The following is a 20,279-nucleotide window of genomic DNA, read 5'->3' on the forward strand; positions in this document are numbered from 1 at the left end:
CGTTTTCTGATATAGTAGATGAAACAATTTGAGAGAGACGAGGGTTAGGGAATGGGATTTCATCAATATTTGTCAGGCTTAACGGAATTAGAAATGATTAATCGGGCTCCAGGCTATTTTAAGTATTTCCCACACTCCGTAGCAGCACATTCGTGGAAAGTAACTCAAGTTGCCCAATTTTTGGGTGATGTTGAAGAAAAGCAAGGGGAGGCCGTCAATTGGAAGTTGTTGTATGAAAAAGCTTTGAATCACGACATTAATGAACGCTTTATCGGTGATATTCGAACACCGGTGAAATATGCTTCTTCAGAGTTGCGGCATATGTTGGCGGATGTGGAAGAGTCTTTGGCTGACAATTTCATTCGGATGGAAATTCCATCGAATTATCGGGATGCTTATCATCGACGCTTGTCAGAAGGGAAGGATGATACTTTAGAGGGCCGTATTCTATCAGTGGCGGATAAAGTTGACCTTTTGTATGAAGCCTTTGGTGAATTGCAAAAAGGAAACCCTGAACCCGTTTTCTTAGATATTTATAAAGAAAGCTTGGAAACGATTTATGCCTTTCGCGACATGAATAGTACTAAATACTTTATTAATGAAGTTTTACCAGAAATGTTAGCCGAGGAATTCCCCGGATCAGAACGCTTGCAACGGATTTATATTGGCATCTTTAACCAAGGAGTTGAGCAAGCGGACAATGAGTGAAAATTAGTTTAAACTTAATTAAAGATGGCGTATAATATAATTATTAAACACCGTCTTTTTTTGACGCAATGAAAAGATGGTTCGGTAGTATAACCAGATAGTGAGGTATAAAGATGATTACGCAACAAGCAGATCGTAAATATGAGGTGGTTTCTAAATATCAACCCACTGGTGATCAACCGGCTGCCATTGAAAAGCTCACCACAGGGTTGAAAAATGGAGTGAAGGAACAGATTCTATTAGGGGCAACCGGGACAGGGAAGACATTTACCATTTCCGAAGTGATTGCCAATGCTAATAAGCCTGTTTTAGTACTTTCGCATAACAAAACCTTAGCGGGGCAATTATATGGGGAATTTAAAGAATTTTTCCCTAATAATGCGGTTGAATACTTTGTTTCTTACTATGATTATTATCAACCGGAAGCGTACGTTCCTTCATCAGACACGTATATTGAAAAGGACTCTTCCATCAATGATGAAATTGATAAATTGCGAAATTCAGCAACTTCTTCATTGTTGTCACGCAATGATACGATTGTCGTAGCTTCAGTCTCATCAATTTTTGGCTTGGGAGATCCAAATCAATATCGGGATCATGTGATTAGTTTGCACTTGGGCGATGAAGTGGAACGCAATGGTTTAATGCGGGATTTGATTGATATTCAATTTCAACGGAATGATATTGATTTTCAGCGTGGTCGCTTCCGAGTTCGGGGTGATGTGTTAGAAGTGTTCCCAGCTTCTTCTGATGCAAAAGCATTACGGATTGAATTTTTCGGGGATGAAATTGATCGTATTCGCGAAATTGATAGTCTGACTGGTGAAATTGTAGCTGATTTAGATACAGTCACTATTTTCCCAGCCACACACTTTATGACGAATGAAAAAATTCGGGAACGAGCGGTTAAGACCATCCAAGCTGAATTGGATGAGCAGTTAAAAAAGTTCGAATCAGAAGGGAAGTTACTTGAAGCGCAACGTTTGAAGCAGCGGACGGAATATGATATTGAAATGATTCGTGAAATGGGCTTTACTACTGGAATTGAGAATTATTCGCGGCATATGGATGGACGCAAACCGGGTGAGCCCCCCTTTACGTTGCTCGACTTTTTCCCGGATGATTTCTTGATTGTAGTCGATGAGTCACACGTGACAATGCCACAAGTCCGGGGGATGTATAACGGAGATCGAGCGCGGAAGCAGACCTTGGTTGACTTTGGATTCCGTTTGCCTTCAGCGTTGGATAATCGCCCGCTTAAATTAACAGAATTTGAAGAGCATGTGCACCAAATTATCTATATGTCAGCAACTCCTGGTGACTATGAAACTGAGCGAGTTCCTGAAAATGAGGTGGTCCAACAGATCATTCGTCCTACTGGTTTATTGGATCCTGAGATTGAATTGCGGCCAGTTAATGGTCAAATTGATGATCTGTTGGGTGAAATTAACGCCCGGGAGGAGCGAAATGAGCGCGTGTTTATTACTACCTTGACGAAAAAAATGGCCGAAGATCTGACGGATTACTTGGAGGATGTGGGAGTCAAAGTTAAATATTTGCATTCAGATATTAAAACTTTGGAACGGACGGAAATTATTCGTGATTTACGGTTAGGTAAATTTGACGTTTTGATTGGAATCAATCTGTTACGTGAGGGAATTGATGTGCCAGAAGTCTCATTAGTGGCGATTTTGGATGCTGATAAAGAAGGCTTCTTACGAAATACGCGTTCCTTAATTCAAACGATTGGACGTGCAGCTCGTAATGAGAATGGGCATGTAATTATGTATGCGGATCATGAAACTGCATCGATGAAAGCTGCGATGGAAGAGACCGCGCGGCGGCGTAAATTGCAGATTGAATACAATAAAGCACATGGCATTACGCCACATACGATTATTAAGGCGGTCCGTGATTTGATTTCAGTTTCACATCCGACTGATAATCAAGCCCAACCGCAGTCATTTACTGAGGTGGCCTTTAAAGATATGGCTCGCGATGACCAAGAAGCAATGATTAAAAACTTGGAGGAGCAAATGCGAGCGGCGGCTAAGCGCTTAGACTTTGAAGGCGCTGCAAATTTGCGTGATTCTGTGATGGAATTGAAATTGCAGTTAGAGTAATAGGATTAATAAAAGGACTGGTGCTATGGTTGGCAACCAGTCCTTTTGCTTAAGTTAATTTTGATGGAGCCCCTGTAAAGCTTGCTGGTGGGCGCCCTGGTTGGATCGATCAGGGATCCACTGGGTGATGACCACTTGAAAATAATCTTGAAGGGCTAAGAGTTGACTTAATTCCGACGCATATTGTTTAGCGTATTCCTTAGCAATACCATCGCTAACTAGGCGCGAGTCCGTAAAATATTGAACCGCTGTTTGCTCAGGAAGCGGGCAAATTTCTAAAAGCTGTTGAAAGGCCCAAATGGCAGCCTGAAATTCGGCCTGGTGATTATTGAGATGTTTGGGGAGCGGTTGATGTAATTGGATTTGTTTTTGGGCTTGTAAAATCAGAAGGCCCGCACCATTGGTTTGTTGTTTGAAATCGGTTGCTGCATCAGAATAAAGCTGGATGAGCATACTATCACACCTCGTTTTCTGTTATACTATATTTTAATTATATAGTTAAAGCGAATGGGGGACAAATTATGCGTGGATTTTATCAGCCAGCGGGCTTAAGCGGATTGGTGAATTGGGCCTGGATATTAATGGTCGGATTACTAGCTTTAATTTTACAATTGGAATTTATTACATTTAATGGGTGGACGATGTTAGCTACGCTTTTGTTTGTGTTTCTAGTTGCTGTTGTGATCTTGCGTCGGCGAATTGATGTAAATGTAAATTATATTCATTTTCGGCAATTATTTAGCTTTAACCGCTTATCAATTCGGTTTGACGGGATGAAACATGTTCAACCAACGCGGTATGGCATGATGTTTGATTATAATGATAATTCATATAATATGTTAATTTCAAAAAAAGTACGGACACAAATTTTAAAACAACTGGGAGTATAGAATGGGACAGACAACATTTACAGTAGATGAACAAGTTGGTCGGATAGATAAAGTTATAGCACAATATTTGTCAGATTATTCCCGTTCCCAAGCGAACGAATGGATTAAGCAAGAACGCGTATTAGTCAATGGCGAAGTTAAAAAGGCTAAATACCAAGCGAAGCCAGGGGATGAAATTCAAGTGGATATTCCAGATCCAATTACCTTGGATTTGAAAGCTGAAGATATTCCGCTCGACATCATTTATGAAGATGATGATTTGTTAGTGGTAAACAAACCACAAGGGATGGTGGTGCACCCCGCGTTAGGGCATCCCGATGGTACTTTGGTCAATGCTTTAATGTATCATACGCCTTTGTCAAACATTAATGGAGTCTTGCGGCCGGGGATTGTTCATCGAATTGATAAAGATACATCCGGCTTATTAATGGTCGCCAAAAATGACCATGCGCACGAAGCTTTGTCTGAGAACTTGAAAGCAAAAAAGAATTTGCGCGAGTATCTAGTTTTAGTTCATGGTGAATTCAAAGAAAATAGTGGAACAATTAATGCGCCGTTGGGTCGCTCGAATAAAGACCGTAAAAAGCAGGCGGTGGTGGTCAATGGGCGTGAAGCAGTAACCCATTTTAAAGTTTTGCGACGATATGTTGACTACACCTTATTATCCGCCACGTTGGAGACTGGTCGGACCCATCAAATTCGCGTCCATTTGGCTTATATCGGCCACCCGGTAGCAGGTGATCCTTTATATGGTCCTAAGAAAACTTTACCGGGCAATGGACAATATTTGCATGCACATACTTTGGGGTTAACACAGCCGACAACGGGCGAAGAATTAGTTTTTGAAGCGCCCTTACCGGATTACTTCACCGCAATGTTGAGTCAATTAGAACCTTATAATGAGATGAGCGAGGATTAATATGGCAAATAAAGAGATTGTAGATGGAATGTCAATGCAGCGGGCATTAACGCGAATTACATATGAAATTATTGAACGGAATAAAGGAGTAAGCAATCTAGTTTTAGTTGGGATTAAAACGCGCGGCGTTTACTTGGCACAACGCATTGGTGAGCGTTTGCAACAACTAGAGGATGTTGCGATTCCTGTTTTAACGTTAGATATTGAAGCCTATCGGGATGATCGTGAGCCAAAAGACCGGCGCCAACCCCAAATTGATTTGAATTTGAATGGGAAACGGATTGTTTTAGTCGACGACGTTTTGTATACAGGAAGAACGATTCGCGCAGCTTTGGATGCGTTGATGGATAATGGTCGGCCATCGGTGGTTAATTTAGCCGTTTTAGTAGATCGTGGACATCGGGAATTACCAATTCGGGCTGATTTTGTTGGTAAAAATATTCCAACGGCAATTTCAGAACGGATTAAAGTTAATGTCCGTGAATTAGATGGGCAAGATTCCGTTGAAATTCACTCATAAGTAATAAGGGGAGTTGTTAAATGACCCAACGATATTTAATTTTACAAGATCAAAGTGTCTACCCAGGTGAAGCCTTTGGAGCGCCAGCGACGACTTTTGGTGAGATTGTCTTCAATACCGCCATGTCGGGGTATCAAGAGATTATTACCAATCCGATTTATCATAACCAAATCTTGATGTTTACTACCCCCACGATTGGAGCAGCAGGTATTAACCATCAAGCAGATGAAGCCATTGTGCCAACGATTAAAGGGGTAGTCACCCGAGAAATTGCGGACGTTTCCACAAATCGGTTACAGCGGATGAGTTTAGATGCTTTTTTGAAGCGACATAATATTCCGGGAATTGCGCGGATAGATACGCGCGCCTTAGCCCGTCATTTACGGCAAACAGGGACGCAAAAAGCAAGTATCGTTGATGTACCTGATGACCATGCTTTTGATCAATTAAAAGCAATGGTGTTGCCAACGAATCAAGTAGCACAAGCTTCAACGCCGAAAGCCTATGCTAATCCCGGGCGGGGCGCTAATGTTATAATCATTGATTTGGGATTGAAAAATGGAATTTTACGTAATTTGCGGGATTATGATGCTAATATTACGGTTTTGCCACATGATACAACATTAGAGCAAGTGGTTAATCTAGATCCGGACGGTATTGTGTTGTCATCAGGTCCCGGTGATCCGCATATTTTAAATGAGCAATTATTGAGATTAATTCGAACCGTGCAAAGTGAAATTCCACTTTTGGGAATTGGATTAGGGTATGAATTGTTCGCCTTAGCGAATGGAGCCGAACTAGAAGAATTAACTTTTGAACGGCATGGTATGAACCATCCGATTCGTGAGCAAATTACGGGTAACATCATTTTTGCTAATCAGGGAAATGGTTACGTGATTAACCGGGCTTCACTCAAAGAGACGGCCCTGATGGTGACGCATGTGGATCTCATGGATCATTCAGTTCAGGGCGTGCGGCATCGGGACTACCCAGCATTTGGGGTTCAATTTTTTCCGGATGCTGCGCCTGGTCCAATTGAAGCCACCGATATTTTTGCAGAATATATGGAAATCGTATCTGCACGCCGAGGAGGGAGTCGACAATGGTTGAACGAATATTAATGATTGGTGGTTCAGCCAATGATTTTGACCATGAAACGGAAAGCGATTTAGCCAGTTATCAGATGGTTTCATCTTTACGTCAAAATGAAGCCGAAATTTTTATGGTGGATGACAACCCGTATGCGTTTACGATTGAACGAACGGATATTACGCCAATTTTGTGTGCGTTAACTCTAGATAATCTCTTAGAAATAATTGAACAGCATCAAATTACCGCAGTCGTTACGACTGCTGGTGGGGTGGTGGCGATGAATTTAAGTCGCCAGATTCAAAGGGCCTTGGGGACAGCGGCGCCCAAGATTTTAGGCTTATCTAAAGATGCCTTAGATGCCACCCAAGATACGACGATTTTACGTAACCATTTGAACCGGTTAGGCGAAAAAACGGTGGCAGCACGGTTGGCCAATAATGTTTCTGAAGCCTTTGAGGCGGTGCGTGAAATTAATTTTCCAGTGGTAGTACGACCGATTGCTCCAAATGGAGGTCTGTTGCGGTTTAACGTGAATGATGTCGACCGGTTAGAGGAGGCAGTTGAAAAAAGCCTAGAGCGTTCGCAAATTCATCAAGTTAATATCGACCAAAGTATTCGTGGACATCATGAAATTACCATCGTCGCCTTGCGCGACCGCGTGGGAAATACCCTGATTGTGGGTGGGATTGAAGATATGGATCCGGTGGGGATTCATACTGCAGATTCGATTGCTTTTACACCAATTCAAAGCCTTTCAGACCCCATTATTCAAAAGTTGCGGCAAACGACGATTAAAATTCTACATGAGTTTCAAATTATGGGGATGGCGCAGGTGCGCTTTGCAGTTAATCCCGAAACGGATGAATATGTCGTAACTCGATTAACTCCATATTTTGACCGCCAATCATCCTTGATTATGGTTGCCACAGGTTACCCGCTAGTACCGGTCGTTACGAATTTAATTTTGGGTAAGACTTTTGAACAAATCCATTTGCCGGCTAAATTCAGTAGTAATGCGGCTTTGTTGGAACCGGTGATGGATCACGTGGTTACGCGTTTTCCCGTCTTTAGTTTCGGTGAATTTGAAGCAAACTGGATTGTAACGGACCATCGTCTGAATACTGTTCAAAAATCAGTCGGGGCAACAATTGGAGTGGGACGTAGTGTTGAAGAAGCCATTGAAAAGGCTTTACGAGCAGCGCACTTTAATAGTCGTGATTTTTCACCAACGATAATGAATTCTTTGACTGAAGATGACTTGATTGAACGGATTATCCACCCCCGGAACAATCGAATTTTGGTGCTGATGGAAGCTTTGCGCCGCGGTTATACGGTTGATGAATTAGCTGAGATGACTAAAATTGCGCCATTTTATTTTTATAAATTAAAGCGAATAATGGAATTAGAAGATTCGGTGGCTAAAAATCCATGGGATGAGACCATTTTACGTGATGCAAAGTATTATGGCCTAAGTGATGGTTTATTGGCGCGCTTATGGAATGAACCATATGAAAAGGTGCGGCGGTTCCGCTGGGATCACAATGTTTTGCCAACCTATAAGGCTTTTGACCCGTCTGCAGGTGAATTTGATGAAGAAAATTCACATTATTACAGTACGTTTGAAAGTGAAAACGAGACCACTCAATTAGATGCTGAGTCTGCTTTGGTCGTTGGAACAGGGGCTTTTCGCTTAGGGGATGGGGCAGCTGCTTCGTATACCATGGCCTCAGTCGCATCAGAACTACGCCGGTTGGGAATTCCAACGATTGTGGTAAATAACAATCCGCATGGGCTCCTGTTTATTCCACAGATTGCCGATAAACATTATTATGAGCCACTCGAGTTGTCCGATGTGATGAATATTTTGGAAATCGAACATCCTAAATATATTTTTATCCCTGGGAATCGAATTAAGTTAATCCAAAAGTTGCGGGAGATGAACATTCCAGTGTATGTGATTGCTAAGGAAAAATACTTACCATCAACGCTTTATGAAACACAAGAAAAAATTGTGATTGATTATTTCTGGGATGGGCAAAAGGCTTATCCTTTGGCGATGGCAAAACAGGATAATGATGAAATGGTGATTGATCAGCGGGCTATGACCCCATCATTATATGCGGCTTTACCCCGCCCTAAGTTGTCAGTGACGCGTGCCGGTTTATACCAATTGATGGTTGATCATTGGCCAATTGAGGGTGAAGTTACTGCTGAAGATTTACGACCAATGCCTTTTACACATATGGCATTTTTGGTCAAAATTACCGGTGTTAGTTGGGTGCGGATGATGATACGCTATATGACGGGACGACAAAGCGAAACGGATACAAATTTAGTTGAGCATTGGGTTGATTATCAATGGACGACCGAGGCTGGTCGTTTGGCCTATACGCATCCTGATTTTATGACGCATTTAAATGTGCATGAACACCAGATTGATAATGGAAGGCTAGCGATGGGTGCGCATGTTGAGCCTCTCGATCAGGAACCTGATTCGGTGGAAAAATATACATCTTAAGAAGTTTCATGAATGAAGGTATATAATAAAAGAGTTTAATAGAAAAAGGAGTGTTTTAAATGAAAAAAGGTTGGTTAATAAGCGGCGTAATTATCGTTTTAGCTGGTGGATTAATTGCGTTTGGAATGTCAAACGGCAAGAATGTGGCGACTTCTAATAGTGGATCAGTATCTGAACAGGAGTTATATCAAAAATTGAAGAAGACTCCAGAAGGTAAGCAGACTTTCGCGAACATGATGATTAAAAAGGTTTTGGAGAAAGACCACAAGAAAGATGTCGACCAAAAGGAACTTGATCATCAATATGATAAAGCACAAAAGCAGTACGGTGACAGTTTTGAATCTACTTTAGCTCAAAGTGGTATGACAACTGAAACGTATCGTGATAATTTGTATTTATCAGCGTTGGAAAAAGCGGCATTTAAAGATAATCAACATTTTTCAAATAAGGATTTAAAAAAAGCGTACCAAGCTTATACGCCTGAGGTGAACATTTCAGTGATTAAAACGAATTCCGAAGAAGATGCTAAGACAGTTATTGATGACTTGAATAATGGTAAGGACTTCGCCCAAGAGGCTAAAGATAAGTCAACCGACACAACTAGTAAGGATAAGGGTGGAAAATTAGACGCCTTTGATTCAACGGTTGATTCAACGGTGGTTAGCCCTGAGGTAAAAAAGGCGGCCTTTGGCTTGAAGAAGGGTGATTATACTAAGAATCCTGTTAAAGTAGCTGCTAATGCTGCGACAGGAGCAACAGGTGAATCTTATTATATCGTTAAGCTCAACGACCGAGATACCAAGGGTAGCTTCAATAGTTTGAAGGGTAAGATGAAGGATGTCTTGGTTGATCAAAAGTTGGCTAAGGATAGTACGTCCATGCAAAGCTTTATTGGACAACAATTGGATAAAGCCAAGGTTCATATCTCAGATAAGGACTTGAAGGATGCGTTAGCCAGTTATACGCAAGCAGCACAAACCAATAAGTAATTGGTATTAATTGTTAAACAACGTTCGTGGAGATAAAATTCCAACGAACGTTTTTAATTTAGAATAAAATGTAAACGCATACATATAAGTAGACACTTGGCGTATTTAAATTTTGAAAAACATTTTATAATAATGGTGTTCATGGATAAGATTGATGAAGGAAGGTTTGTGGAATGGTTAATAATATTTGGATTGATTGCGATCCAGGTCATGATGATGCATTGGCTATCTTGGTTGCGCTGGCACATCCGCAGCAATTGAAGGTGTTAGGGATTTCGACTGTTGGGGGAAATGAATCACTTTTAAAAGTAACGCGAAATGCACGTAATATTTTAGAATTGTTGAATGCTGATGTACCCCTTATTGCTGGTGCGAAGGGACCGTTAATTAAACCCTTAAAGAGTGCCCCAGAAGCACATGGTGAAAGTGGGATGGATGGAATTGATTTTCCAGCCCCACTATACCCAATTTTACATGTTAACTTAATTGAATATTGGTACCATTTATTAATGGATAGTGATGAAACTATTACGTTCGTTGGGATTGGTCCTCTAACGAATTTAGCGTTGTTATTGCAAACATATCCTGATGTTAAGTCAAAGATTGAGATGATTTGTTTAATGGGAGGTGGAATTTCACATGGTAATATTACGCCTGCTTCTGAATTTAATATTTATGTTGATCCTGAAGCAGCTAAAATCGTTTTCAATTCTGGAGTACCAGTTGTGATGGCTGGTTTAGACGTGACAGAAAAATCATATTTGACTCGAGAAGAAATAGATAGTTTAAAAAGCAGAGGTGGAATTTCACAAAAGGTATATGGCTTGTTGGATTTTTATAATCAGTCTGGGCGTCAGTTTGGGTTTGAGAATAGTCCGTTGCATGATTTGTGCACTATTGTGTATTTATTAGATTCTAATGTGTTTGAAGGTAAAAACTATTCTGTCGAAGTAGTAACAGATGAGGGCGTGACACGGGGGATGACTTTAGCTGATTTAAGAAAAAAACCAAAAATTCAAAATAATATTTTAGTATTATTAGATTCCAAACGTGATCGTTATGTCTCGTATTTAATGGATAGTCTCGCGTATTTTGATTATAAATTGGCAGATTAGGAGGAAAATCATGAATAAAAGAATACAGATGCGTAATATTGTTTTAAAAATTATTCTGATTATGGGATTAGCTGTAGGAGTTTATCTTTCGTTTCAACAAAGTTTTCCTGCTATTTTAAATTCTGCAAGTAAGACAGTTCAAAATACGTATATTTGGACTTCGATTATCGCTATGTTTGCTGGATTTATTAATATATATTACACAACAAAAAGGGATGTTAAATTTATTTATCCTGATCTGATTAATTTGATAATGACGATTGTCGCTTTATTTTTAGCTCAAACTTATTCAATGATTCCTTTGAGTTTTTGGGGAATTATTGTTGGTTTTATCCAATATTTTGACTGGAAAAGTAATGTGACTGAAACTGGTGAGACTAAGCTTTTACGTGTAGATAAAACAGCCATTTATATTATGTTAGCAGGGGCTGTAGTAGCGTTTTTAATAGTTGGAATTCTGATGATAATTGGTCATGAGGGACAGGGACTAATAACCGGGGCTTTTACGACTGGTACTGGGTTAATTGCCAGCTTTTTATTGGCCAAACGCTACTTTATTGCAGAATATATCTTTTTTGCTTTAAACGTTTTGATGTTATCAACCTATTTGATTTCTGGGCAATTTATGTTGATGATTGTACCATTGGTGTATTTTGCTAATAATATTGTATTCTTATTTTTTAATCGGGTTAGCGACTACGATTAAGGTAATATTGGCGACTGAACTTAATTTGGTATAATGACTTTAATGGCTGATAATTCGAAAGGCATATAATCATGAGAAATAGTGATTTAGATGATATGTGGCACAAATATAATGACAAGCATGAATTTAATTATCAAATGGTTCAAGATTTTGTTGATCAGCATGGGCAAAGGCTCAAATATTTGAAGGGGGAACAATTAGTTGAGGCCGGTGATGACACAAGGTATGTTTATTTTATTGTACAAGGGGTAGTTCGTGGTAAAAAAATTTATTTGGATGGTAGCGAATATAGTTATTTTGAAGTGGACAATCAACGAGGGAATATTGGGTTATTAGAGCTATTAGCGATGGAAAATCAATATGTAGTGACGGTACATTGCTTAACTCCAGTAGAAGTTGTGCGGATAGATTATAAAATTTTATATCCTAAATTAATGGAAGATGTTTATTTATTAAGGAGTTGTTTAAAATTAGTGGCAAACGATTTATACAATTTATCGCATCGAGAAGGGCGATTTTTTCATCTAAAAGGCATCGATCGGATAAGATTATCATTTATGAATTATTATGAACATATATCAAAACACCATGAAACGATCGTGTTGGAGCATAAAACGCAAAAAGATTTAGCGATGCAAATTGGATTAAGTGTAAGAACTGTATCACGGTCCTTGAAAATTATGACCGATAATCATGAAATTCAAGTTTTAGGCCGTAAAATTAAAATTACTCCCCAAAATTATCAGATGATGATACAGCAAATCAATAACTTATAATTTATTTTTAGACAGTAAAGATTAACAAAAAAAGCCAGCGAGTTAAAAAACTTGTCGGCTTTTTTAATTTACGGCAAAAGGAAATCATTACAAAAATTTTTCTTGGGCGTCCGTCATTTCTTTAGACATTTCGGCGAGCTCTTTGATGGTTTCTTGCATCCCCGTCGAGATCCAACGAATCGCAATGGCTAACATCCCTGAGGCCGTAAAATCAGAAATATAATCGACGACGGCTGCATTGGTAGCATGGTCACGCAAGATATTAGAATAAAGTCCATGCAAAATATCACGCAAAGGTGGATAGAATTGTTCACGTAAACCAGCATTTAAAAGAATTGCAATCACAACGGCATTAGATTGAATAAATTCAAAAAAGGCGGTTGCAACAACACGTGATTCATTGGGCAAATGTTGGGCTTCATGCGCAAAGTCAGATGTCAATTGTTCAACGATAGTAGCAATAACACTCTCTTTGGTACCAAAGTTCCGATAAAAAGCCATTCGAGACACGCCTGCCTTACGGGCGATATCAGTTACCGCAAGTTGGTCATAGGACTGGCTTTGGAGGAGTGTTAAAGTTGCATCAATAATTTGATCATCCGTTTGTTGACGGATACTTTCAGTTTGAATGTTTTTCATAGTTCCAGTATACAAAAAAACAGCGATGAATTAGAACATCGCTGCAAAATATGATGATAGTTTAGCATTCTTTATTAGTTTATAGAGAACTTAAGACAAAATTAAAAATTTTGAAAATTGTTTAACTTAAGGTGCCGTTGTTGGGCGTAGTTGGCTAATTCAGCGTCGACCACAAAGGGAGCTTTCTGTAAATCAGACCGAGTTTTGGCACCTAATAAAGTGTAAAGCTTTGGTAAATGTTTTTGCCAAAGTTGAATTTCATCGACTAATGAATCAGCTCCTTGATTCAATAAAATGTGGAGGAAATAACCTGCCACACCAATATTTTCTGCACCGAGGACTTGTGCTTTGACTACATCCAAGGGTGATTGGATTCCCCCTGTAGCAAAAATATGCTGCTGGGCGGTTTGCGCTTCTAACAATGATTCAGCGGTAGTTTGACCCCAATCGTAGAGATAGGCGTGGGCATGTTCTTTATAATTGGTGTGGTTGCGCCGGTCTTCAATGCGGGCAAAGTTAGTCCCTGAACGCCCACCAACATTAATATACTTTGCACCAAGAGCTTCTAAGGTTTGAATAGTGTGCAAATCCATGCCAAAGCCTACTTCCTTGATGATGACGGGAACCGGGCTAGTCGCAATAATTTCCCCTAAAGATTCATGCCAGTGGAAGTTACGGTCGCCCTCAGCCATGACAATTTCTTGAGCTGCGTTAATATGAATTTCTAAGGCATTGGCATCAATCATATTGATGACCCGCTGTGCTTCATAGGCCGTGTGACCAGCTCCGAGGTTAGCAATTAAAAAGCCATTTGGATTCTTTTTACGAGCGATTTCAAATGATGGGATGGCCTCGAAATCTTTCAAAGCAATACTTTGGGAACCCACGGCCATGGCTAAGCCAGTTTCTTTGGCAACTTCAGCTAACTGTCCATTAATCTGGCTTGATTTTTCGCTACCGCCGGTCATCGCTTCAATATAAAACGGAAATGGCCAAGGAAACTCAGTATTGTCTGAAGCGAGATTAACCTGATTGACACTAGTTTCGGGTAAAGCTTTGTGAATTAAACGAACTTGGTTCAAAGAAGAAGTGGGCTGCATTTTACGGTACTCTGCTTCAGCAAGAGCAAGATGTTCATCTTTACGATGGGCATGTTCTGATTCCATCTGTGGTTCCTCCCGGGTAGGTTATTCATGATAAATGGTGAGTGGTAATGGTCTTAAATCGGCCTTGATGCAGGCTTGAATGAGGGCATGCCGTTTCGTTTTATCTTGAGTTGTAGTCCAAGCAATGGCATTGTCACCATTACCTGCGCCGGAAATTTTACCAGGTACCGCAAATGTTTTTACGAGTTGGAGAAAATGATCCAACTGTGATGTACGGTAAGTAATATTGGCTGCTTGCGTGTAGGTGAGAATTTCAGTTTGATTTTGTGTTAAAGCTTGTTGAAAAGCACCCCAATTTTCATTTTCCAGCGCTTGGTCCACCTGCTTGACAGTGGCTTGACTGGCTGATAAAAAGGTTGTCGGATCAACGGGTAAACGTTTTAAGCTACTTTGGGTGTCTGCTGGCGCTTGAGTCCAAGCAACCAATGGCTCCCAGGTTGGTGGTTGATGCAGATTTTTTAATTGTAATTGTGGCCAATTCGTTTGGACAATTTTTGAGAGCGGCGTAGTACTTAGTTGATGTGTCAGCCAAGCGGTATCAAATTTTTCATAATAGACAATACCACCAAAGACCGCTGCTGCGACATCGCCCATCGACCCCTTTTGAAAATGGGGGAGTTGAAAGAGGGTTAACGTGGCTAATTTAAAAAGTTCGCGTTTGGTAAAAGGAACTTGATAATACGTCAGCAAAGCTTGGCAGACGCCGACTGCGGTTGCCCCGGAAGAACCAAGCCCAATCTTTTGCCCATCTAATTCCAAGCCACTTGTAATCTTGAGTTGAAAGGGCTGGGTTTGTTTAATTTTCGTAGTTGGTAAATACGTAGCGATGGTACGACAAGCTTGAATAACAATTTGCCAAGCATCATCACGGACCGGAGAAGATACCTTGTCAAAAATTGGCCCAGGATAGATGCCCAGCTGATCACTGATGATTTGATAATTTCCACGAGACCGAATGGTAAAACGCATAAAGCGGTTCATCGCTAAAACAATACTAGCCTGGCCACTATATGTAGCCGCGAATTCTCCGGCGAGAAATAATTTACCGGGCACTTGAATTGTAACCATCACTAAACCTCTTCCCAAATCTGAATGCCGGGACCAGGGGTCGCAATTTGGGTCTTTAAATCGGGGTAAGTTTGTTGTAATTGCGTCATAATCGCTTCAGTATCTTGTGGTCGAGAGATAATTTTTACATTTGGTCCCGCGTCCATAGTGGCATAGACGGAAAGCCCCTGTTCGCGCAGGGTTTGAACCATTTTAATCAAGCCCCATGAAGTATCCGTTAGATAATTAAATGGGGGATTAGCAACCATATTTTGCGCGTGCATTTCTAAAGCATTTTGTTCGGCTAGACGGCCTAAAGTGTCTAAATCATAGTTAGCAATCGCTGCTTGCATCGCAGGAACACTATTATTTGTGTGCTGGACCCAAGCTTGATAATAAGGTGAATTTGAAAAAGCGTTTTGCATCCCACTCCGTGAATCCACGGCTTTGGGTTGATCGGAAACAATTACGGTGATTAATTGAATTGGCCAATCGACAGGATCTTTTAGAGAATGTGCCACGGAGTTATTGGAATCGGTTCCGCGATCCCATTGCACAAAACCGCCAAAAATTGAACGGCTAGCTGAGCCAGAGCCTTGCCGGGCTAACCGTGAAAGATCGCTTGGGTCTAAAGACATATGAGCCGCCGCAGAAGCAGCTCCAGCTAAAGCAGCAAAGGCGGAAGCCGAAGAAGCTAATCCCGCCGCGGTCGGTACGTGATTAATTGAAACCATCCGGGCATACGTTTTGATTCCAGCCAATTGGCGCACGAGATCGAGGAAACGCTCTATTTTTTGTCGCTCATGTGCTTTTAAAACCCGTCCATTTAAAATAATTTGATCATGCGGTAACTGTTCATCAAATTCGACGGTAGTTTCTGTATAAAATTCGTTTAAAGTCAAGCTAATGGAAGTGGTAGTGGGTAAAATGAGCTGGGCATCAGCTTTCCCCCAATATTTTAGCAAAGCGATATTAGTATGTGCCCGTGCTGTATAGGCCGCCATATGTAAGCCTCCTTAATTTGTAGGGTATGTTTGCGTCCAAATTTCAGTTGCGCCAGCATTTTCTAAAGCCTCGATAATACCATCTGCAGCTTTTTGATCAGGGGCTAAAGCTAGCATAGTTCCTCCGATACCACCGCCGGTCAGCTTGGCACCTAATGCGCCGGCTTGACGGGCCGCATGGATTAAGGTATCCAACTGTGGGTGAGAAACCCCCAAGGTTTGGAGCTCGGCTTGCGCTTGGTTCATTAATGAACCTAGTTCAGAAAGTGTGTTGAATTGAAGAGCATGATGAGCCGCTGTGGTCAGTTCCCCTAAATGTTGAATGCTTTTTTTCGTCGTATGGGGTTGTTCTTCTAAGAGACTCCGAACGACTGATACAGCCAGCCCGGTTTGTCCATGAATCCCAGTATCAGCTAGAATAAAAGTGGCATTCAGATTTAATTCAAAGGGCTGCGTTAATTCATTTTTAATAAACCAAATGGGCAAGCTACTAGCTACCGTGGAGGTATCTAAACCAGAAGGCGATCCGTGGGTAATGCGTTCTTCTACCGCAGCCCAAGTTTGTAAGTGTTCGCTTGACAATGGCGTATCAAAAAAATCATAAAAAGCCCGGACAATTGAAATTGCACTGGCAGCCGAAGATCCCATCCCGCGTTCTTGTGGAATATCTGAGTTGATGTGTAGGGTAAAGGGCCGCTTTTTGGCGTTAAAAAAATCTAGTAAGCGCAAAATCAGTTGACGAATTCCTTCATAATTCTCCGCTAAACTTGAGAGTGGTCCTTGATAAGTGGGGGTGAAAATCATTTGCCCAGCTAATCGAGGCATAATGGTTGTTGTAAAGCTAATGTCAGGCAAAGGAAGAGCGATTGCCGGTTGACCATAAACAACGGAATGTTCACCCATTAAAATCACCTTTGCATGACTTTTACCTATTGATGTTTTTTTCAAAATCTTAACCACCATTTCTAAATAAGTATCGTTAATAAAACATTTTACCAAGCTTTCATTAAAAAAATAAGTTATTTTATGAATGTATTAAACTTTTCGGCGACAAAACACTTATTGATTGGCGCTTTTTGATTTTACGTGGCACCGGGTTGTTGTGAAAATCCGCGGTGATATATATGATACATGTTACAATAGTTTTATCATATTGGAGAATAAGTGGCAAATAACATGAAAAAAAGTGATGTATATGCGGTAGTGGACTTAGAAACTACTAATAATCAAAGACAAGTCGGGCGAATTATTCAAATCGCCGTCGTTTTTGTGCGTCAAAATGAAATTGTTAATCAATTTTCAACCTTAGTGAATCCCGGGCAGCCGATTCCAACTGAAATTAAAAAATTAACGCATATTAATGAAAAGATGGTGCAAGAAGCGCCTTATTTTGAAGAAGTAGCGCCATTATTGCATGCGATGCTCGAGGACACGGTCATTGTGGCGCATAATGTTAATTTTGATTGGCCGTTTTTAAATACTGAATTTGAGCGGGTGGGGATGGCAGTCATGGAAAATGAGGCGGTCGACACGGTGACCTTATCGCAAATTCTATGGCCAACTTTGGATAGCTATCGTTTGTCAGAATTGACGAAGCAGTTGGGGATTGCGCATGAAAATCCACATCGTGCGGATAGTGACGCTAGAGCGACGGGGGCCTTGTTAATTGCGGCAATGCAAAAAGCCGAAACTTTACCGATGATGACTTTGCAACAATTAGAAGCTTTACCTTTAGTATTGCCCCAACAAACTAAAGCGATTTTTTCTCTAGCTTTACAAGAAAATCAAGCACACCCTAAGCCACTAGCGGAATATTTAATGATTATTGATCATTTGGCATTGCGGCGTTTTACGCAACCAACGCCTATCAACCTCAAAAGTGTAATCCCGCCTTTTCCGAAAAAAGAAAAACAAAAGCAACAGTTATTCGCTGATCAGTTAGAATATCGAGATAATCAAGTTAAATTAATGAATCAAGTCTATGAGCATTATGAAACCTTGGAAGGAACTGATACATTCGTTCCTGGCGAACAAGCAATGGTGGTAGAAGCGCCCACGGGGATGGGAAAAACCTTAGGCTATTTATTGCCACTAGCTTATTTGGCACGGCAGCACCAACGCCAAGTTGTGATTTCGACGCCGACAAAAGTTTTGCAGCGGCAAATTTTGACTACGATTGAAACAACTTTAAAGGATTTACTACCTTTTGAAGTGCGCGGGGTACAACTTAAGGGCCAAGATAATTTCTTGAACTTACAAAGCTTTCGGCGCAGTCTTGATCGAGATGACGGCAGTATGGCATTGCAGTTTATGAAAGCGCAAGTTTTAGTTTGGCTAACGGAAACGTTGACGGGTGATTTGGATGAATTAAATTTGAATAATGTAAGTTATGAATTTTTACAAAAGTTAACGCAAACGGCTAATAATCCGCAGGCTTCCAAGTTTAAAAGTTTTGAATTTAATCAGCGTCAATCGATTTTAGCGCAACAAGCCACCTTTTTAGTCGTCAATCATAGTTATTTAACCCAAGCTTTGCATGGGGCAGAGGCGTTTGACCGCCGGCCGTATTTAGTCGCCGATGAAGCGCAACATCTCCCCGAAGTGGTTTTAAATAAAAGTCAAAAGCATTTAAACTTAGGCCGCTGGCAGCAACAAGTGCACCAAGCTGGAATACTTTTAAATAATCAACGTGAGCCTAGTATTCAGCCAGTGATGCAACGTTTGCGCGCTGAAGGGAAATTGAAGCCTAAATTGAATGCGGACTTTGATACCCTGGCGCAGTTATTGCAACGCTTGCAACAGCGCTTGTATCGGCATTTTGTCATGAATCATCACGTTATGGCGACGACTGGACAACAAAATTTTGCAATGCAGGCTTCTGATTTAGCACAATTTATGTTGGATTATGATGCGGATTTAGCTCAGATTTGGAAAACGAATCAAAGCATCCAAAATTTATTAGAGCAAATGATGGAACAATTTGTCACGAGTCAAGAACGTTTTAGTATTGACGAACGGCAAACCCTAGCAGATTTCAGGCATGTCCTCATGCAATTAAATCGGCAGGCAGAACAATTCCGACAATTCCAAAATAATTTAGCAGATTATGCTGAAGTTAGTACGTTTTGGATTACTGAAAGTTTCAATAATAATGAAAATACTTTGCAGTTAAATGGGGGGCTAGTTGAGACTGAAGATTACTTCAAACAACAGTTATATCCATATTTTCAGCCACCTTTAATGGTGGGTGCAACCTTATTTAATAGTGCGAAATCGAATTATTTGTATCAAGGGTTGGCATTGAACCACGACACTGCGGAAGTGGAAAAGTTTCCAGAGGTTTTTGATTACCAAAATCAAGCGGAATTAGTTATGCTAACGGATGCACCGGTGCCGACGAAAGCGGAATATGCGGATTATTTGCAGCAACAACTATTACAACTGTTGGTGACAATACCACGTAATACGCTGGTCTTATTTACTTCGGCTGATTTGATGCAACGAGTCTTTACTTGGTTCCAACAGCAAAGCGCTTATCGCAATAGTCCGATGACCATTTTGGCACAGGGTATTTCCGGTACACGGACTAAATTAGTGAAACGGTTACAAAAAGAATCAAATTTGATGATTTTTGGATTATTAAGCTTTTGGGAAGGGGTCGATTTACCAGGAAATCAAGTAGAAATGGTAGTGTTGACGCGTTTGCCATTTGAACAACCTCAAACCTTAGCCACTTATAATGCTTCCCAGCCAGGTGGAGTAGGCAATGAACATGATTTTTACCAAAAACAATTGCCCAAAGCAATCTTACGCTTGCGACAAGGGGTCGGGCGGCTCATTCGTTCAAAAACAGATCGAGGGATGATTATTATTTTGGATTCACGAATTGTGCATAAGCAATACGGTAAAGCGATGCAAAAAATGTTACCAGATGCTTTACCCAAGCTTGAATTAAAAACCGCCGATTTGCCTGCGCAAGTTCAGAATTTTTTTGAAAAGCAAACAGATTAAATGTTTAACATGGATAAATGCGCTCTAATGCTCAGATTTTATTGTTAAGAGTCTTT

General features: G+C 40.6%; 18 protein-coding genes. 12 read left to right on the top strand and 6 right to left on the bottom strand.

All coding sequences use genetic code 11. The features are described from left to right. Positions 1–51: 51 nt before the first annotated feature. Positions 52–708 (top strand): YfbR-like 5'-deoxynucleotidase, encoded by a 657-nt coding sequence (locus tag IV73_RS01185; RefSeq protein ID WP_057753638.1) that lies wholly within the window; start codon positions 52–54, stop codon positions 706–708. Between the two features lie 113 nt (positions 709–821). Next, complete coding sequence (uvrB, locus tag IV73_RS01190) at positions 822–2,831, top strand: excinuclease ABC subunit UvrB (protein ID WP_057753639.1); 2,010 nt, start codon at positions 822–824, stop codon at positions 2,829–2,831. A gap of 54 nt (positions 2,832–2,885) precedes the next feature. On the opposite strand, the gene IV73_RS01195 is transcribed toward uvrB, so the two are convergent. Beyond that, the gene (locus tag IV73_RS01195) at positions 2,886–3,284 is read right to left on the bottom strand and encodes an RNase H family protein (protein WP_057753640.1); all 399 of its coding nucleotides are present in this window, start codon (positions 3,282–3,284) and stop codon (positions 2,886–2,888) included. Between the two features lie 68 nt (positions 3,285–3,352). Between IV73_RS01195 and IV73_RS01200 the strand changes: the two genes are divergently transcribed. The 9 genes from IV73_RS01200 (at position 3,353) to IV73_RS01240 (ending at position 12,356) form a co-directional block, all read left to right on the top strand. Then, complete coding sequence (locus IV73_RS01200; protein ID WP_057753641.1) at positions 3,353–3,721, top strand: EbsA family protein; 369 nt, start codon at positions 3,353–3,355, stop codon at positions 3,719–3,721. Position 3,722: 1 nt separating this feature from the next. Next, entirely contained in the window at positions 3,723–4,640 is a 918-nt protein-coding gene (locus IV73_RS01205) for an RluA family pseudouridine synthase (RefSeq protein ID WP_057753644.1), read from the top strand. 1 nt (position 4,641) lies between these two features. Continuing rightward, on the top strand, positions 4,642–5,160 hold the full coding sequence (gene pyrR / locus IV73_RS01210; RefSeq protein WP_057753647.1) for a bifunctional pyr operon transcriptional regulator/uracil phosphoribosyltransferase PyrR: 519 nt from the start codon (positions 4,642–4,644) through the stop codon (positions 5,158–5,160). Between the two features lie 20 nt (positions 5,161–5,180). Continuing rightward, positions 5,181–6,281, top strand: coding sequence for a carbamoyl phosphate synthase small subunit (locus tag IV73_RS01215; RefSeq protein WP_057753915.1), 1,101 nt, complete (start codon positions 5,181–5,183; stop codon positions 6,279–6,281). Continuing rightward, entirely contained in the window at positions 6,263–8,770 is a 2,508-nt protein-coding gene (locus IV73_RS01220; RefSeq protein ID WP_057753650.1) for an ATP-binding protein, read from the top strand. Before IV73_RS01215 ends, IV73_RS01220 begins: the two co-directional genes overlap by 19 nt. 59 nt (positions 8,771–8,829) lie before the next feature. Next, positions 8,830–9,759 carry a peptidylprolyl isomerase gene (locus tag IV73_RS01225; RefSeq protein WP_057753653.1) on the top strand — a complete coding sequence of 310 codons (930 nt, stop codon included), beginning with the start codon at positions 8,830–8,832 and terminating at the stop codon, positions 9,757–9,759. 173 nt (positions 9,760–9,932) lie between these two features. Beyond that, complete coding sequence (locus IV73_RS01230; RefSeq protein WP_057753656.1) at positions 9,933–10,874, top strand: nucleoside hydrolase; 942 nt, start codon at positions 9,933–9,935, stop codon at positions 10,872–10,874. A 10-nt stretch (positions 10,875–10,884) separates the two neighbouring features. Then, on the top strand, positions 10,885–11,580 hold the full coding sequence (locus IV73_RS01235) for a nicotinamide mononucleotide transporter (protein ID WP_057753659.1): 696 nt from the start codon (positions 10,885–10,887) through the stop codon (positions 11,578–11,580). 71 nt (positions 11,581–11,651) lie between these two features. Next, positions 11,652–12,356, top strand: a complete 705-nt coding sequence (locus tag IV73_RS01240) for a Crp/Fnr family transcriptional regulator (protein WP_057753662.1) — start codon at positions 11,652–11,654, stop codon at positions 12,354–12,356. An 87-nt stretch (positions 12,357–12,443) separates the two neighbouring features. Here IV73_RS01240 and IV73_RS01245 read toward each other — a convergent pair whose 3' ends face one another. The 5 genes from IV73_RS01245 to mvk all read right to left on the bottom strand — a co-directional run bounded on the left by IV73_RS01245 (position 12,444) and on the right by mvk (position 17,160). Continuing rightward, a complete protein-coding gene (locus tag IV73_RS01245; protein ID WP_057753665.1) occupies positions 12,444–12,995 on the bottom strand; it encodes a TetR/AcrR family transcriptional regulator in 552 nt (183 codons plus the stop codon). A gap of 101 nt (positions 12,996–13,096) precedes the next feature. Further along, positions 13,097–14,161 carry a type 2 isopentenyl-diphosphate Delta-isomerase gene (gene fni, locus IV73_RS01250; protein WP_057753668.1) on the bottom strand — a complete coding sequence of 355 codons (1,065 nt, stop codon included), beginning with the start codon at positions 14,159–14,161 and terminating at the stop codon, positions 13,097–13,099. 21 nt (positions 14,162–14,182) lie between these two features. Further along, positions 14,183–15,229, bottom strand: coding sequence for a phosphomevalonate kinase (locus IV73_RS01255; protein ID WP_057753671.1), 1,047 nt, complete (start codon positions 15,227–15,229; stop codon positions 14,183–14,185). Between the two features lie 2 nt (positions 15,230–15,231). Next, a complete protein-coding gene (mvaD, locus tag IV73_RS01260; protein ID WP_057753674.1) occupies positions 15,232–16,212 on the bottom strand; it encodes a diphosphomevalonate decarboxylase in 981 nt (326 codons plus the stop codon). 12 nt (positions 16,213–16,224) lie between these two features. Next, entirely contained in the window at positions 16,225–17,160 is a 936-nt protein-coding gene (mvk, locus tag IV73_RS01265; protein WP_083485526.1) for a mevalonate kinase, read from the bottom strand. Between the two features lie 228 nt (positions 17,161–17,388). On the opposite strand from mvk, the gene IV73_RS01270 reads away from it, so the two are divergent. Then, on the top strand, positions 17,389–20,223 hold the full coding sequence (locus IV73_RS01270) for a helicase C-terminal domain-containing protein (protein WP_057753680.1): 2,835 nt from the start codon (positions 17,389–17,391) through the stop codon (positions 20,221–20,223). The last annotated feature ends 56 nt before the right edge of the window (positions 20,224–20,279 follow it).

The sequence above is a fragment of the Weissella kandleri genome (genome assembly GCF_001438705.1).
In the GTDB taxonomy this organism is placed as follows: domain Bacteria; phylum Bacillota; class Bacilli; order Lactobacillales; family Lactobacillaceae; genus Weissella; species Weissella kandleri.